General features: G+C 48.5%; 14 protein-coding genes. 11 read left to right on the top strand and 3 right to left on the bottom strand.

Going from position 1 to position 17,071, the window contains the following annotated elements; genetic code table 11:
• The 3 genes from P2G88_RS01665 to P2G88_RS01675 all read left to right on the top strand — a co-directional run bounded on the left by P2G88_RS01665 (position 1) and on the right by P2G88_RS01675 (position 2,178).
• Positions 1-699 (top strand): nucleoside-binding protein, encoded by a 699-nt coding sequence (locus P2G88_RS01665; protein WP_275793875.1) that lies wholly within the window; start codon positions 1-3, stop codon positions 697-699.
• A gap of 68 nt (positions 700-767) precedes the next feature.
• Positions 768-1,442, top strand: a complete 675-nt coding sequence (locus P2G88_RS01670; RefSeq protein WP_275793876.1) for a glutathione S-transferase family protein — start codon at positions 768-770, stop codon at positions 1,440-1,442.
• Between the two features lie 232 nt (positions 1,443-1,674).
• The gene (locus tag P2G88_RS01675) at positions 1,675-2,178 is read left to right on the top strand and encodes a L,D-transpeptidase family protein (protein WP_275793877.1); all 504 of its coding nucleotides are present in this window, start codon (positions 1,675-1,677) and stop codon (positions 2,176-2,178) included.
• Positions 2,179-2,230: 52 nt separating this feature from the next.
• Here the strand turns inward: P2G88_RS01675 and P2G88_RS01680 are convergent, their stop codons facing one another.
• The 3 genes from P2G88_RS01680 to P2G88_RS01690 all read right to left on the bottom strand — a co-directional run bounded on the left by P2G88_RS01680 (position 2,231) and on the right by P2G88_RS01690 (position 6,375).
• A complete protein-coding gene (locus tag P2G88_RS01680) occupies positions 2,231-2,788 on the bottom strand; it encodes an NAD/FAD-utilizing enzyme (protein WP_275793878.1) in 558 nt (185 codons plus the stop codon).
• A gap of 139 nt (positions 2,789-2,927) precedes the next feature.
• Entirely contained in the window at positions 2,928-5,375 is a 2,448-nt protein-coding gene (locus P2G88_RS01685) for an EAL domain-containing protein (protein ID WP_275793879.1), read from the bottom strand.
• Between the two features lie 154 nt (positions 5,376-5,529).
• On the bottom strand, positions 5,530-6,375 hold the full coding sequence (locus P2G88_RS01690; RefSeq protein ID WP_275793880.1) for an HDOD domain-containing protein: 846 nt from the start codon (positions 6,373-6,375) through the stop codon (positions 5,530-5,532).
• A gap of 358 nt (positions 6,376-6,733) precedes the next feature.
• Here P2G88_RS01690 and P2G88_RS01695 point away from each other — a divergent pair, with 358 nt between their 5' ends.
• The 8 genes from P2G88_RS01695 to P2G88_RS01730 all read left to right on the top strand — a co-directional run bounded on the left by P2G88_RS01695 (position 6,734) and on the right by P2G88_RS01730 (position 16,973).
• Positions 6,734-7,312 carry a hypothetical protein gene (locus P2G88_RS01695; protein WP_275793916.1) on the top strand — a complete coding sequence of 193 codons (579 nt, stop codon included), beginning with the start codon at positions 6,734-6,736 and terminating at the stop codon, positions 7,310-7,312.
• Between the two features lie 169 nt (positions 7,313-7,481).
• The gene (locus P2G88_RS01700; RefSeq protein WP_275793881.1) at positions 7,482-11,162 is read left to right on the top strand and encodes an ATP-binding protein; all 3,681 of its coding nucleotides are present in this window, start codon (positions 7,482-7,484) and stop codon (positions 11,160-11,162) included.
• Entirely contained in the window at positions 11,159-11,794 is a 636-nt protein-coding gene (locus tag P2G88_RS01705) for a hypothetical protein (RefSeq protein ID WP_275793882.1), read from the top strand. Before P2G88_RS01700 ends, P2G88_RS01705 begins: the two co-directional genes overlap by 4 nt.
• Positions 11,791-13,011, top strand: coding sequence for a phosphoenolpyruvate carboxylase (locus P2G88_RS01710; RefSeq protein ID WP_275793883.1), 1,221 nt, complete (start codon positions 11,791-11,793; stop codon positions 13,009-13,011). Before P2G88_RS01705 ends, P2G88_RS01710 begins: the two co-directional genes overlap by 4 nt.
• 71 nt (positions 13,012-13,082) lie before the next feature.
• Positions 13,083-13,799: a phosphate signaling complex protein PhoU gene (phoU, locus tag P2G88_RS01715; RefSeq protein ID WP_275793884.1), complete on the top strand. Its 717-nt coding sequence runs from the start codon at positions 13,083-13,085 to the stop codon at positions 13,797-13,799.
• A 102-nt stretch (positions 13,800-13,901) separates the two neighbouring features.
• On the top strand, positions 13,902-14,579 hold the full coding sequence (locus P2G88_RS01720; protein ID WP_275793885.1) for a TIGR00153 family protein: 678 nt from the start codon (positions 13,902-13,904) through the stop codon (positions 14,577-14,579).
• A gap of 12 nt (positions 14,580-14,591) precedes the next feature.
• Entirely contained in the window at positions 14,592-15,857 is a 1,266-nt protein-coding gene (locus P2G88_RS01725; protein WP_275793886.1) for an inorganic phosphate transporter, read from the top strand.
• A gap of 210 nt (positions 15,858-16,067) precedes the next feature.
• Entirely contained in the window at positions 16,068-16,973 is a 906-nt protein-coding gene (locus tag P2G88_RS01730) for a porin (RefSeq protein ID WP_275793887.1), read from the top strand.
• The last annotated feature ends 98 nt before the right edge of the window (positions 16,974-17,071 follow it).

Consider the following 17,071-nt stretch of genomic DNA (forward strand, 5'->3'; position numbering starts at 1 on the left):
ATGAAAAAACTGTTGCCAATTTTCGCTCTGTGCCTGGTTTCCAGTGCCCAGGCAGAGACGCTCTGGTCTGATTTCAGTCTGACTTATTTAAACGGCTCACATTATCAGGTGGGGGATAACGAGCGACAGGTGGGGACCTTCGAATATGTCACGGGTACAACGTGGGGGGGGGCATTTTTATTCGTTGATCGTTTAGAGTCCAGCAATGGCGATACCGAGACCTATGGTGAGTTTTCCCCTAAATTCAGCTTGCACAAGTTTAAGTGGGAGGAGCAGGACATCAGTCTGGCGGCGGCTGGGACCATAGAATTTGGAGAAGGTTTTACCCACTATTTGTACGGCTTAAGTATTGGCACCAAGCCTCGCTTTTTTAACTTTCTGAACGCCGCCTTTTATCGTCGCAACAATGACAGCGGTAAAGACAATTGGCAGATGACATTGACCTGGGCAACCCCTTTTGAATTAGGAGAGACCAAGTGGATGTTTGATGGTTTTCTGGACTGGGCTTCGGCCATTCCAGAGCAAAACCAATCAGCCACCATGAACTGGACCTCACAGGTTAAGTGGGATCTCGCTCCTTATATGGGCTTGAAGGCGCCACTCTATATTGGCTTTGAGTATGCCTACTGGAACAGTAAATTCGGCATTGAAGGGGTAGATGAGCGTAATGCCAGCTTTTTGCTGAAGTGGCATTTCTAGTGCTTAATCGTACCGTTTTATTGATAATGAATACCAAGAGCTTTCGCCACTGGAAATGACCGACATTCATGTACAGACTCCATATCGCCAATAAAAACTATTCCTCTTGGTCACTACGCCCCTGGGTATTGTTGAAAGTACAGGACATCGATTTTGAGGAATCCTTGCATCCTTTTAGCGCAGATAACCGCAAGCTATTTCGCAGTTTCAGCCCAACTGGTAAGGTCCCTTGTTTGCAGCATGAAGGGCGAGCAATCTGGGATTCTTTGGCCATCATTGAGTACCTGGCCGAGCGCCATCAGGGCGTCTGGCCAGAGAATATTGATGCCAGAGCCTGGGCACGTAGCGCGTCGGCAGAAATGCATTCCGGTTTTACTGCACTGCGTAACGAGTGCCCGATGAACTGTGCGCTGAGGATAAGCAAAAAACAGCTATCTCAGCCGCTACAATCTGACCTTGCTCGTCTCGAAGAGCTTTGGCAGGAAGGCTTAACTCGCTTTGGTGGGCCTTACTTGGCTGGCCCCTCATTTACCGCTGTGGATGCCTTTTTTGCACCCGTTGCTATTCGTATTCAAACCTATGGCTTGCCACTTAGTAATAGTGCTCGGGCATACGCCGGTAGATTGTTGCAGTTGGAGGCCATGGGCAATTGGCAGGCGCAAGCATTGGCTGAGCCCTGGCGAGAGGAAAGCCATGAACAGGAATCAAGGCAATCCGGCGAGGTTCTGCAAGATCTCCGTTAAAAAGTTAACTTAGCTGTCCGAGACTCTATCTTATTGGTTGCTAAAAGCTTTTTATAAGAATTGCCGGATTGGTGGAATTCCAGTTAAAGCAGGATGATTGAAATTCTGGCCTGAATTATGTATTTCTACAGGCAGACGAAGGCCCCAAGAAAGAGGGCAACGCTGGTCACTTGGCACTCGCACCAGAGTAAAAAGTGAGAAGTGATAATAATATGTGCAGGTTGGAGTGAATATGAAAAGCGGTCGCTCATTTTCCAGATTGATGTGCGTTATGTGTTTGCCCATTTTGCTATGGGCGACTTCGTCTATGGCCTATGTGGATATGGTCAAGGTTGTTAAATCGCAAAACCGCATGCTGCTGTTAAATGGCGATCGGGTGGTCAAGGAATTTCACGTAGCCCTGGGGACGAATCCTAAAGGGCATAAGCGCCGTGAGGGGGATGCCAGAACACCAGAAGGCTTATATACCCTTGATTTAGTAAAGGAAAACTCTGACTTTTATCGTGCCATACGCATTTCCTATCCCAATGACAAAGACAAAGCCAATGCCAAAAAGCACGGGGTAAAACCCGGCGGTCAAATCATGATCCATGGTCAGCGTAACGGCTTTGAGTGGGCCGCTTCGGTGAGGCAAAAGCGTAATTGGACAGAAGGTTGTATTGCGCTGACCAATGAAGAAATGGATGAGTTCCTGGCACTGGTGGACGTGGGAACACCCATTCATATTGCGTGGTAATAGTGGTAATAAAAACGGAGGGCAAGCCCTCCGTTTTTCATCATCGCCCTTTTCAGGGCATGCTTTTCATAAAACTATTGAAACGTTCCTGACCCTTGACCACCCATCTTGGTGATGCTTCCCCGGTGCCGGCTAATTTGAGTTTGGGATGGTTTTCAATGACATCTTTCAGAACATCTTGCTTGCTTTTGTCGACGTCCACAAAAAGCACATGCTTGCCTTGTTTCAGCAGCTTCTGGAAGCGTTTGAATTGGTAATTGGGGATTTGGATCCCAATCAAACCGCCTTCCCAGGTACAAAAACCTAAAACCACAACAGCCAAAAAGGCAAAGGGTAACCACCCCACTGCTGATTCTGTCCAGCCCAGCAAATACGCTGTTCCCAGTACCAATGCCGCACCTATACACCCAATTAAAGCACCGACTTCGGTAGAATGCACCACGTCCTTTTTAAGCACTGGTTCAATGGCGTTTAAGTGTCGCTTCTCTACTTCCGCGTCCCGCTCGCTAAGCACATGAAAATGCGGTTTGCTCATCCCATTGTCTTCGAGTTCTTTCTCGATGGCTTCCAACTCATCTAAGTTATCGCTGATGTAGTAATGCCTTAACATGGACTGACCCTCTTTCAAAGAATGTCACAGGTTATATGTCGCTAACCTGCAAACGGTTCAATGAAAGTATAGTTGGTGCAGCTAAAAGACGCTTTTTTAAAGAGAAATCAGATGTTACTGATAGTACAAACAAAAGAGATTATTTCTTGCTGGTAAGGTTTTTTACCAGGTTCAGATAGTTGTCCGATTGGATATAGGTCAGCAAATCATCTGCCGCCATCGGCTTGCCAAACAGATACCCCTGAATATAGTCGCAACCCATGGCGTGTAAATGCCAATATTGCTCCTGTGTTTCTATGCCTTCAGCCACTACATTAAGCTTAAGGGAATGTCCCAGGGAAATAATGGCTTTGCAGATTGAGCTGTCTTCCTGATTGGCGGGTAAGCTTCTGACAAAGCTCTTATCAATCTTTACTGTGTCCAGTGGCAGGCGACTTAGGTAACTAAGCGAGGAGTAGCCTGTACCAAAATCATCAATGGAGATAGCACAACCCAAATTCCTCAGGCTCTTTAATACCGTCGTTGCACTCTCTACGTTGTGAATGATGGCACTCTCTGTAATTTCAAACTCCAGACAATCAAAGTGCTCAAAATCCGGACCAACCGTTTCTAGAATACGATCTAGCAAATTACGGTCAAAAAGCTGAACCGGCGACAGGTTAATGGAAACGGTGACGCTGTGTTTTTTCTTCGCATGCCAGTGCTTGAGGAAGTCACATACCTTACGTAGAACGCTTTCGCCCACATTGACGATCAAGCCCGTTTCTTCGGCAACGGGAATAAAATCCAGCGGAGAGACCAGTCCCAACTCTGGATGCTTCCATCTGACCAGGGCTTCAAAGTGCGCTTGTTCGCTATATCGGCATGGCACTTTGGGCTGATAGAACACATCCAGTTGGTTTTCGTTGATACCGCGTTCAAGATCAGAGATCAGTTGCCGACGGTATGCCTTCTCGCGACTGAAGTCGTCCTGATAAAAGAGAAAACGGTTCTTACCGGACTCTTTGGCTTTGTACATGGCCATATCGGCCATTTTGATAAGATCCTGGGCAGTTTTTCCGTCATGAGGGTAGAGCGCAATGCCAACACTGGCAGTAATTTTGTAGCGGTAGGCGCCGTACTCTCTACTTAAGGATAAGGCGTTGAGTATTTGGCTGGCTTGTTCTTCAATGTCATCGATGTCGCCTGACTTGTACAAAATCACAAAATCATCGCCACCAAACCTGGAGATCAGTGCAGAGTCACCCAGTGCTTCTGTAAGTAATTGAGAAATAAGCAAAAGTATACGATCGCCCTCGGCATGACCCTGGGTATCATTTATCTCTTTAAAGCTGTCAATATCCACAAAAAAGATCGCAAAAGCGCCTTTTTCCGCTTTGTCGGCCTCGATGATTTCCGTGGTTTTCTCAATAAAGTAGCTGCGATTGAAAAGCGAGGTCAGCGGGTCGTAAATCGACAACTTCTTTAATTGTTGTTCGTAGAGTTTGATACTGGAGATATCGGTCAGGGTTATTACAAAGTGCTTTGTGTCCCGATCCAACTCATCTTCGACCTTGGCGATTGACAGGTGAGCGGGGAAAGTTTGCTGATTCTCACGAACACAGTTCAGTGAACCTCGCCAATGTCCATCGCGCATCACCTGGTTGAGAATGTCGCCTTCTCTGAGGGCCGGTACAATCTGGCCCAGAGGCATCCCGTACAGAGTCTCATTGTTATACCCGCTGATGCGCTCAAAGGCCGGGTTGACTCTGAGAATTTTTAGTTCATGGTCGGTGCTGACCGCCCCATCATAAGCATGCTTAAAAACCGAATCGGCCAGCTTTAACTGGATTTGATGGTGGTATTCGTCGGTGACATCCTGCACTGTGCCAATCATTCTGATTGGAGTGCCGACGGTGTCGCGGTATATTTTTGCCCGCTCTACTACATATCTGGTGGTTTTATCCTGACGGATAATGCGGTGTTGAACAAAGTAGGGCACATCATAAGTCAGTGCGCTATTGACTGCCTGTACGACATTCTCCCTGTCTTCAGGGTGGACAAATTGCAGGAATGCTTCATAACTAGCGCCAAAATGCTCTTTATCGACGCCAAAGATGGAGAATATTTGATCAGACCAGTGAAGTGCACCGGTTTCCACATTCCAATCCCAAGCACCAATCTTGGCAATAGCCTGAGATTCATCAAACAGGCTTTTAACTTCCTCAAAGGTTCTCTCGTAAGCTGGAGGAAATGTTTCTTTTCTGATGATGGCCAACACACCATGCTTTTTTTGCCAACGCACAGGGGAAAGCTGAATATGGACATGTATCTGTTTTCCAGACTTACATAGAATTGGCAAAGAGCGGTTGGGGCTCATTACTCGTTTTCTCGGTTTGCTGAAAAAGTCTTTCATAAAGCCGCGATGAGGTTCGCGAAATTCGTCGGGGACCAGTGCGTCGAGCGCTTGTCCAACCAGTTCAGACTTAGAATATCCCAATAAAGCAGAGACGTTTTCACTCACCCATTCAATGTAGCCACTGTCATTGACTACAACGAGAGCGTCAGGCAATGCGTCTAACAATGTGTGTAGATCAGCCGTTTGCATTCAACTGAGTATTCCATTATGCAATATGCACATAACATTACTGATTAGTTTATGATTTTTCTACATAAACGCATGGATTTATGACAGAGAATTTAGATAACTACATCAGTGACTTAGAGGGTGAACAGCGCTTTCCCCTAGCCTTCCATGAAGACTAGGGAATAACAAACAGCTCGGGATTCATAATTATCAGAATCTTGTAGGCTTCGATGCGGGCAAACCGGGTGGCCTCTTCTATCTCCCGGTCCGTGAGTTTGAGGCAGTTAAGCAGGTCTTCGCCAACCAGCTGCTGATAACGGTACTTATCTCGATGAACGATGGATAAGGCAATACGCACCGCCAGATACAAAATGGCCACATCGGTTTGTTTAAGCGCCAAACCCAGGTCGTGCTGTTTGCTAATAGGGGTAAAGAGGTTGGAAGGCAGGTTCCACAACATCAGGATCTGCGAACTGCATTCGGCGTAATCAAAGCCCATTACTTTGGTTTGCAGCTCCCAGGGTAAGATTTCTTCATCGTAGGCTTCGCATTGCTTGGCCAGCTCCGGGGCTTTGTAGGCAACGGCCAGTTCGCCAAAGTTATGCAATAAACCAATTAAGAAAAAACGTTCTTCATCTTTGCAATGCAACTGATGGGCAAGTTGCTTGGCAATCAGGGCGGCAAACACGCTCTGTTGCCAGAAGCGCTCCAGATCGATGGCATTGTTCTCAAAATGCTTAAAGGCACTGCTGGCGGTTTCGGTCATTACCAGGCTATACAGGGCTTTACCGCCTATGACGTTGACCGCACGGCTGATGGTGCTGATCTCAGAAGTAAAGTTATATAACGCACTGTTAGCCAGTTTCAGCAGCTTTGAGCTCAATGAGGGATCCAAAGACACCACGTCGGCAATGTCTTGGGCAGTGGAGCTATTGTCATCCAATAGTTCCTTAATGCGGGTGCAGGCATCGGGAAGCGCAAAGGAGTCTGTCACCGCCATGGCGTAGTCTGTTGCTTGCATATTATGTCGCGCGTATTTAATTGGCTGATCCAGCATAGCATTGTTTTATTTGAGGATAGCTGCTCTATTCAATTTTTGGTGCTCGAATAAACAGCTTTTTAATTAGGTGTGGGAGAATAGCACCAAAAAGCAGTTGCTGGCCTCTCTCTCTTTCCTCAAAAGGTCTTATACTTCATACCTTTAGTTGCTGCACTATTCCTATCCTGCACTATTACCAAAACTAGTGTTGGCTTTCCGAAAACTGTTGTTTCAGATAATGACCTCACAGGGGAGAACATTGTTTGCGCCTGCCTTTGGCAGTGGATATAGTCAGGCTGCGTGAAAGGAGACTGTTATGCGCAAGTATGTGATCACAACCATGATATGTGGCGTTTTTTTTGCTGCGGCTCAAGCCGATATAGTGCAGCCGGCCCCGCTGGTGTCTGTTGCCAGCCAAGATGCTTTTTTCAATCAGTTAAAAGCCCTTTGTGGAAAGGCTTTTGGCGGCAAAGTCAGCGTCGATACCGCAAAGACGGACGGATTTTCCGGGCCGCTGGTAATGCATGTACGACGCTGCAGCGATACGCAGTTGCAGATCCCCTTTCACGTTGGCGACGACCATTCTCGTACCTGGATTATTAGCAAGACTGGTTCTGGTTTAAGTCTGAAGCATGACCATCGCGAAGAAGACGGCAACTATGCCGCCTCCACCATGTACGGCGGACATACACAAGATGCGGGTTGGGAGAATGTGCAAAGCTTTCCTGCCGATCCATATTCCAAGGCGCTTTTCGTCAAATCCGGGATCCCACAATCCAACAGCAATATCTGGCAGATGTTTATCTATCCGCAGCAGTTCAGTTACCGTTTGGTGCGTGAAGGACGTGAGTTTCGCGTCGACTTTGACCTGACCAACCCGGTGGCTGCGCCTCCTGCTCCTTGGGGTTACGCAGACTAAAAAACCTTGGCCTCCCGGCACATAGCCGGGATGGGCTGAATGTTGGAGGCATCAAGCATACCAATCCGCCGCCGCTTTCAGTAAAATCCCGCCTTTCACTTTTTATTGTCGTTTTAGCCGGCCAGATGAAGGCCAATATGGAGCTTAGCTCCGATAATAAAGGATGCCTATGCCAGGACTCGTCCGCATTGTTCTTATCGATACTCACCTGCCCGGGGTGGTAGAACTAAAATTAGATGGCCACACCAACATTTGTGGTACCAACGCCTCCGGTAAAACCACATTGCAGCGCCTTATCCCCGTCTTTTACGGCGAATATCCCAGCCGTGTGGTGCCGGCCACCCGGGATAGTTTTGAGCGCTGGTATTTGCCTCGTGATTCCAGTTTTATCATTTATGAATACCGCAATGCCGAGGAAGAGCTTTGTCAGTTGGTGCTGACCTCAAGTGGCACAGGCGTTAACTATCGTTTTATCGCCAAAAGCTTCGAGCTGGATGATTACCTGTTTCGCAACAATAACGGTCAGCACAGCAGCCTGCCTGCGATAGAACAGGCCCGCAGCCTCGCCCGCAGTGGCTATACGGTCAGTAATAAGCTCAATACCAAAGAATTTCGTGCCGTTTTGCAAAACGACAGGGCGGTGATGAATACCAGCAGTAACAGCCGTGAACTGCTCGGTTATTCGCGTTTATTTGCTATCTGCCAACAAAGTCAGAGCCTGCGCCATATTGAGAAGCTGGCCAAAGCCGTGCACTCCCGTGAAGGCAAGATGGAAACCATCAAGGCCATGATCGCCGCCATTCTGGAAGAGGATGGCGTACAGCCCCCAAGTTCCAGTCTCAGCCGCAACAAAGTGGAGGACTGGATCAGCGAATGCCATCTGATTAAAGAATTTGATGCCATTCGTCCCGATTTTTCCCGTTTGGAGCAGGCTAATCATGAGCTGGGCCGCAATGAATTGCGTTTGGCTGAGCTTCGTCAGTTGTTTTCTCATGATCTCACCAAACTGGCTGCCACCCTGGTTACCCAACAGGGCAAACTGGAAGAAACGCTGCTGGCCATTAAGGGGCAGGAAGGTGAATGGGCTGCACTTCGTGATGGTCTTAATCAGAAGCTTTCGGAAGCACGCTCTGATGTGAAAACCTATGAGGCCGATCTTGAGCGGGTAGAGCAGGAATACCAGGATTGGCAGGATAAAGATATTGAGACCCTGCAGAAGAACCTGCAAAGCCTGGGACAATGGCAAAGCCAGCTAGAGGGCGCCCAGTCCCGCTACAGCCTGCTGACCGACCAGCACCAGGATGTGGAATCCAGTTTCAATAAACGCCTTGCCGCCATTAGCGAAAAAGTCAGCCAGGAACTCGAACTCTACCAAGAGCAACAGCAGGATCTTAAGGACAAGCTGGCCGATGCCCGTGCTGATGAGCAGCGCAAGCTGGCTGAACTACGCCAGGATTACCAGCAGCAACTGACCGGCGTACAGCAGGAATATCAGCAGAATATTCAGGAACTTAAAGTTCAGCAGGCAGAAATCAACAGCTTGCTTAGAAACGCCGGATTCAATGAGTTTGAGCAAAGCCAACTGGTATTGCTCGATGAAAGTATCCAGGAAGCCGCCACGCTGGAAGATGCAGGCCGCGACAAGCTGCGCAGGGTATTGCAGGAGCTTTCTCAGGCACAAAAAGGCCGTAGCCAGGCAAGCTTAGAGCTGGAGCAGGCCACCAAGCAATTTAACCGTCAGCAACAGCAAGTACAGCGTATTGAAAGTCTGCTTTACCCTGGTGAAGGCAGCCTGCTGGAGTTTGTTCGCCGTGAAATGCCAGATTGGCCAAGCCATCTGGGTAAAGTGATTAACGCTGAACTATTAGCCAGAAAAGATCTTAAGCCGGGTCTGGATGCCAAGCAGGAGTCGGTTTTCGGTTTGCGCCTGGATTTGTCGGCGCTCAGCACGCCGGAGTTTGCGCAAAGCGAAAAGCAACTGCAGGGTCAGCTGGAGCAAGCACAGCGTGAACTTGCTGCAGCACTGGAGCAGCAAAATCTGGCCGAGCAAACGTTGGCTGTTGCGCAGGAGCAATTGCGCAATCTGGAGCTTAAACAAGCGCAAGCAGAAAGCGAATTGCGAACCCTTGAAGCCAACCGAAGGCGTTTGCAGCAGGATAAAGACCAGCTGTCGCAGGAATACCGTCAGGCCCTGGCCGAGCGCAAACAGCAAAACAAAGACAGACTCAAGGACAACGAAAAGCGTCAGCAGCAACTGGTGGCCCGTCAGCAACAAGCGCTGGATGAGATCAAAGATCAGCAGCGCGATGCGGAGACCGAATTGCAGTTCCATTGGCAGCAATTGACCGGTGAATTGCGTCAGCAAATAGCGCAAGTGGAACAACATATAAGCCAAAGCCGCCAGCAAGCTGCTAATGATAAGCAACAGGCGCAGAATTGGTTGCAAAATGAACTGGCAAAACGTGGTGTAGACGTAGAAGAAATCGGTCAGTTGCGTAAGCAGATTGACCTACTGAAAGCGGATATTCTGAAGTCAGAGAATTATCGTTCTTTAGTCAAAGATTATGAGCATTGGCATGCCACTGTATACCTGCAACATAAGGTGACCTGGCAGCAAGGTCTGGCCAGGGCCAGAAAATTGCTGGGTGAAGCCGAGCGCGAATTGGCCAAGGAAGACGCGGCGTATAAAGAAAAACGCAGCGCCCTCAAGGCGCAACAAAGTGAATGTGAACACAGATTGAAAACGGCCAAAGAGCAGGAAATCGAGGTCCAGGCCATTCATCGCCAATTAGCCAAACTGAGCCTGCCCAATTGCGAGTTGCCCACAGATAAACACAGCATCAGTCAACGTCTGAATGAAGGACAAAGTCTGCTGCAAAGTCGTGAGCGTTTGCTGACCGATATCAAAGCTTATGTGGAGCATTTCGATTCCCTGATCGCCAGCCAAGCCGGAACCGGACTGTCCGATACCTGGGAGCGGGCGCGCCAGGAATGTTCGCTGGTCAATGCTCAGGGAGTGAGAATGGTAGATCACCGCCGCTTGGTGGGGCATTTGGATCAGCTGTTAAATGTAATTGTGCCGCAAAAACTTCACGGTTTACGCGAGCAAGGCCGTATCTTTGGTGCCGATCTCAGCCAATACTACAAAGTGCTGGAAGATATCGACAAACGCATCGTTTCGCAGAGTCGTCGCATCAGTCAGGAAGTTGAAGAAGAACTGTTCTTGGATGGAGTATCCGATTCGGCGGTGCGCATTCGTTCAAGAATAAGTGAACTTGAATTCTGGCCCGAGTTGTCCCAGTTCTATCGCCTCTACCAGCAGTGGTTGGAAGACGGTGCTACCGAACTGCCTCGGGATGAGTATGCGCAAAGCATGCGCCGGGTAATGGATATTCTTGGCCGAGCCGCTCTGTCTGGCGGTATTGGCAAGTTGCTGGATATCGAACTGAAACTAAAAGAAGGCAAGAGTGATCTGGTGATCCGTACCGATCGTCAGCTGAATGAATCCTCCAGCCATGGTATGGCTTATCTGATTTTGTGTAAGTTCCTGCTGGCCTTTACCCGTCTCCTTCGTGGCGAGGCCGATGCGGTCATCCACTGGCCTATCGACGAGTTGGGTACCTTGCACCAAAGTAATGTGAAGAAGATCTTCGATGCCTGTCAAAACAACAATATTAGCGTTGTGGGTGCGTTCCCTAATCCGGAGTCTGAAGTATTGACCCTATTCCAGAACCGTTACCTTATCGATAAGCAGACCCGTCAGTTGCAGATAGTACAGCCCAAGGTTAACGCCATCAGCGCCAAACTGAGAAGTCGGCGGCAACAGCAAGAACAGGAGGTGGTCGCATGATGACTGAACAAGGACGAGTATTGGAGCGCCTGCTGGCCGGTGAGTTTATCTGTGAAGTGAGCGACGAGGACGGATGGCGATTCTTAAAGCAATCTGCCAATGCTGAGACAGTGAATCAGTATCTGAGCACCCTAAACCGCAGCTTGTCTTCTGCGGCTGATGGGCAGGTGTTTTTTGCCGCCTATCAAAGCCTGGGGGAGACCGAGCGTAAAGCCCTGGGCAGCCAGTTTCAGGAGATTGCTGCCGGTTTGATGCCCTTAGTAGAGTGGTTATTGCTGGTGCAGCAAAGCAGCGGCAACGATGTGCCTATTACCCAAGGTAGTACGCTGCGCTCCAATGAGCTGCAAACAATCATTGAAGATACGCCAGCCTTTAAGGAGCAGTTAGCCAAGATTTCCCGTTATCGGTTGTTTAATTCCAATAGCCTGGAAGTGGTGGGGCAGCTGAATCTGGTCTTTAAGCGCCTCACTGAATTGGGTTATCTGATTAGGCCTAACCCTGAAAAGCAAATCTATATCGCCACGGGGAAGGTGGAGTATTTGTACGAAGTGCTGCGCTTTATTGATGAAACCGAAGCGCTGTCATTGGCAGAGCAGGCGGAAAGCGCTATCCAGCAAGGTAGCCTGCTATGAGTCAGAACCTGCATCAGGCTGGGGTAAAGTTGCTAAATGCCTTATCCCGCCATGCCGATTTGATCATGCAAGTCTACTTAAGTGGAACCCTGCAGGAGGCAGACAGCAATGCTGCGGTGGTGGATAACCTTAAGAAGCTGGGTGTATTTTGGCGCCCGGAGCCTGGTGCGCCGCTGCGCCTGAAAAAGGCCATCCGAAATCTGCTTGAAGCCAGTCTGCATGACGAGCGTAATCGTCAGCTGGATGCCAATATCGGGTCCGCCTTGGCCAGCTTGAAAACCCTTGCCCAGCACTATAAAGAAGCGCTGCACCATCACCGTTATGCTGAAGCACAGGCGCATTTGAATGATTTGACCGAACATGTCTATGGCCTGACAGAATCGCTGTCTAATAATGTGCGCTTGTTGTTTAGCCGTATCAATAACGAGTTTGGCTATGTGGCCAGCATTGATGCAAAAATCCGTGAGAATGAACTGGCGCAAAGCCAGGTTTCCGAATTGCTCAACCAATTGGAAATGTTCCGCTTCGATGAACTGTCAGAAGTGGCCGGTGGCATCCGTGAGCTGCGTCATTTATTGGTTGTGGCCTTGCAGCAAAGCTTCTCGCGTTGTACCCAGGAACTTAGTATTGCCCAGGCCAGATTACTCGAGCTGTTAGGGCGATTCCGCGAATTCCGCGGCCGCACCCGTTTACTTAAAGGTTTTGTGCTGCATATGGAGCAGCACCCGGACTTCCAGCCCTCAAGCTATGTCAGTCATAGCCAGGTGCCGGCGCTCTTTAATATCGCCGCAGCGCTTTTACAGCCTGCGGCCGTCGATGTTAATAGGGTGGAGCATGAGCAAGATTTGCTACAGTTGGTTGGGCGCATTAAAGCACTAGGCCGCAGTGACAAGCCGCGCAATGAAGAGCGTGTCGCACAGCCGATTGACGTTCAGCAGCAGGCCAGTGTGGAGCTAACTGACAAAGCCATTCATCAGGCTGTAGAACAGTACTTCTGTGAAGTGATCGATACAGGTAAACGTTTGACTGCCTTGGAATATTTTAAAAAGCAAAGCTTAGAGTTTGACCCGGAAGTCTGGATCTATCAGGTGATTGGCGGCTATCAGGGCTTGCCTGAAGAAGATCGTCAGTACTTTGAGCTGGGCACCGAACTGGAAGATCATCCCATTTTCAGCGGCAACAAAATCGTACGCGATGTGGAATTAGGTCTTCGTTAGTCAAATACCAGGCAACAGCGTCACATGGATTATTACGGCACCAGTTTCGGGCGCCACATTGGAACATAGCGATGCAAAGACTAAAACTCAATACGCATATTTCAGGCCGTTACAATACCGAGTTGGAAAATCTGAAAAACTCTATCCTCACCATGGGAGGAGCTGTGGAGCAGCAGCTTTGTGATGCTTTGGCTGCACTTCGGGACAATAACCGGGGGCTGGCCGAACGGGTCATGCTTAACGATATTATGGTCAATTCCATGGAAATGCAGATTGATGAGGAATGCATGCGTATTATCGCCAAACGTCATCCTGCGGCCGGGGATCTCCGATTAGTTTTGACCATTATCAAGGTGAATACTGATATAGAACGCATTGGTGATGATGTGGAGCGGATTGCCAGGTTGATAGTGAAAGGTAACTTACCTGTGTCCGAAGACATTAAAACAGGTATGATCGACACAGGTCATCACGTAATGGAAATGTTGCGCCAAACTTTGAATGCCTTTGCTCGCCTGGATGAGCAAGCCGCACTAAAGTTACATCTTGAAGATCAGGAAATTGACGAGCAGTACAAACAGCTGTTGACCCAAGCGGTGCTTGAAATGCAGCAAGATCCTGATTTGATGCCCCATTGGTTAGAAATACTCTGGGCTATGAGAGCTTTGGAGCGTGTGGGTGACAGGTGCAAAAACATCTGTGAGTACATTATTTACATGGTTAATGGCAAGGATATACGCCATGTTTCAAGGACGGCCATAGAAGAGAAGCTTAAAGAATTACGCTAGCTTCTTGCAGAATCTGTTGTCATAAAACTGCAATAATTTGTTCATAAAATTCAGCGATTGCTTCGCCAATTTATAGTACTAAGGGGTAAAGAAGTGCCATTTATGTCAAACAATTCCTTCCTGGAGGTCTTTGCGAAGTCACCGCTAAAACCTCTTGAAGAACATATCGATACCGTGCATTTGTGTAGCCAGGGACTTATTCCCTTTTTTGATGCCGTGTTCAGATGTGATTGGCAGGAAGCCGCTAAGCAGCAGAAAGACATTGCTGATCTTGAACGCAAGGCAGATGACCTCAAGCGTGAACTGAGAGTGAATTTGCCCGCAGGTATTTTCATGCCTATTCAGCGCAACGACTTGCTCGAGCTGCTAAGTAAGCAAGACAAGATAGCCAATCGTGCTAGAGACATTGCTGGTCGTGTATTAGGACGTGAATTAGAAGTACCGGCAACATTACAACCTCAGTTTATGGCCTATGTAGCCCGTTGTGTTGATGCTACTCAGCAAGCTAAGAATGTGACCAACGAACTGGATGAATTGCTTGAAACCGGATTCAAAGGTCGCGAAGTGAAAGTGGTCGAGCATATGATTGAAGAGCTCGACAGGATTGAAGACGATACAGACAAATTACAAGTCCAGCTACGTAAGGATCTGCGAGCCATTGAGACGCAGCTCAACCCGGTTGATGTGATTTTTCTGTACAACATCATCGATTGGATCGGCGATCTGGCCGATATCTCTCAACGTGTAGGCTCCCGCCTAGAATTGATGCTCGCTAGTTAAGGAAGCACTACAATGGATATTCTATCTACATACGGCTTCATGCTGATAGCCACTGCTGCGGTTGTGGGTTTCCTAATGGCCTGGGGTATTGGTGCCAATGACGTGGCTAACGCCATGGGCACCTCTGTGGGCTCCAAGGCACTTACGGTCAAGCAGGCCATTATTATTGCCATGATTTTCGAGTTTGCCGGGGCATATCTGGCCGGTGGTGCGGTAACCGATACCATCAGAAAAGGGATAATCGACAGCGGCTATTTTGTCGCTCATCCTGAACTCTTGGTCTTTGGTATGATTGCCTCATTGCTGGCTGCCGGTATTTGGCTGGTCATCGCTTCATATCTTGGTTGGCCGGTCTCCACCACTCACTCTATTATCGGTGCTATCGTCGGCTTCGCTGCAGTGGGCGTTAGTATTGATTCTGTCTCCTGGGGGCAAGTCGGTGGTGTAGTCGGTAGTTGGATCGTGACACCCGCAATATCCGGTATCCTCGCCTATATGATATTTATGAGTGCGCAAAAGCTGATTTTCGATACCGAAAACCCCTTTGCCAATGCCAAACGCTATGTGCCTTTCTATATGGCCTTTGCCGGTTTTGTAATGTCATTGGTGACCATTACAAAAGGTTTGAAGCACGTTGGCCTAAAGTTAGGTACAACTGAAGCCTATTTAATCTCTTTGGGTATTGCTATCACGGTAGCCATAGTCGGTAAGTACTTTATTAACCGCATTAAGATTGATGAAAAGGCCGACCGCCGCATGCACTTTGCCAGTGTAGAAAAGGTTTTTGCCCTTCTGATGATTGTAACAGCTTGTTGTATGGCCTTTGCTCATGGTTCAAACGACGTCGCCAACGCCATCGGGCCTTTGGCCGCAGTGGTGAGCGTGGTGAACTCCGGTGGTGAGATTGCCAAAAAAGCGGTACTGGAATGGTGGATCCTGCCATTGGGTGCCTTCGGTATTGTATTGGGCTTGGCCATTTTCGGTACCCGTGTAATGCAAACCATTGGTAAGGGTATTACTCATTTGACGCCCAGCCGTGGCTTTGCCGCCGAATTGGCTGCAGCCTCAACCGTTGTTGTGGCTTCTGGTACCGGCTTGCCAATCTCCACCACCCAAACCCTGGTGGGTGCCGTGTTGGGGGTGGGAATGGCTCGTGGTATTGCCGCATTGAATTTGGGGGTTGTGCGCAATATCGTAGTGTCTTGGGTGGTAACCTTACCGGTCGGCGCAGGACTCTCGATCATTTTCTTCTTTATGTTGAAGGGAATCTTTGCCTGAGAGCAATAACGACTCCAATTCACCAAATCCCGGCCTCGTGCCGGGATTTTTTTTCCGGATTTCTGTGTATATCCTTCCCTTGCTCGTGAATGACTGACTTTCGCCAGTCTTTAAAAATTCATAAAAATGTCACATTTCTGTCATAATATCGCCGCTTTGCAAAAATCAACCTGCTGTTCAAAGAGCAGCACTTCGCTTTGGGGCAACTAAATGAAGAAACTCGTTTTATTGGCTGTCGCCACATCTGTGTCCACGACACTCTATGCGGAAAATACAGCGCTTGAGGTGTATGGCAAGGCAAACCTGTCATTTCAGATGGCCGATGAAGGGGAAGGATCTTTTTCAGAACTAAAAAGTAATGCGTCAAGGGTTGGCGTTCAGGGACAGTATGCGTTGGAGGGCAATCTGGAAGCCTTCTATCAGATTGAATGGCAAGTAGATCTGTCTGATATCTCAGGAAGCGACAATATCAGTGCGCGAAACCAATTTGTGGGGTTGCGTGGCGATTTAGGTGAGTTGACCTTAGGGCGAAGGGATACCATGCTCAAGCTCTCTCAAGGCAAAATTGATCAATTCAATGACTATGAAGCGGACATAAAAGCCGTATGGAAAGGTGAAAATCGCCTCGGTGACAATGTTAGTTATATCAGTCCTGCCTTTAATAACTTTCGTGTCGGTGTGACCTATCTGGCAGAGGATGAACCAGAGGGCGATAGTGGGGTATCCGCCGCCGTATTTTATGGTGATGAAGAGCTCAAGCAGGGCAATTTGTACGCATCACTGGCCATGGATGAAGATGTGGCTGGCTACGATATTGTGCGACTGTCCGCACAGTACAAGTTCGATAGTCTGGTGCTGGGAGCGATGCTTCAGGAGCAGGAGTTACAAGACGGTGGATCTGAGAAGCAAGGCTGGATGGTCAGCGGTGCGTTCAAGCACGATAAGTTAACTTATAAAGCTCAATATCAGGCACTGGAAGATGATTACACCGCTTCGGTTGGCGCTGACTACAAATTGGGTAGCAAGACCAAGGCCTTTATTTTCTACACTGCGCAGGAGTGGGACAGTAAGGAAGATAAATCTTGGTTGGCCGTTGGCTTGGAGCACAAGTTTTAATAAGCTCGGTTCTTGCTTATGTGAGGTTTGTCATTTCCCACAATATAACTGATTTTCAAAAGAAAATAGGCGAATTGAGTTAGCTCGGCTATCTTCAA

It is taken from the genome of Aliiglaciecola sp. CAU 1673, from assembly GCF_029223185.1.
Lineage (GTDB): Bacteria > Pseudomonadota > Gammaproteobacteria > Enterobacterales > Alteromonadaceae > Bowmanella.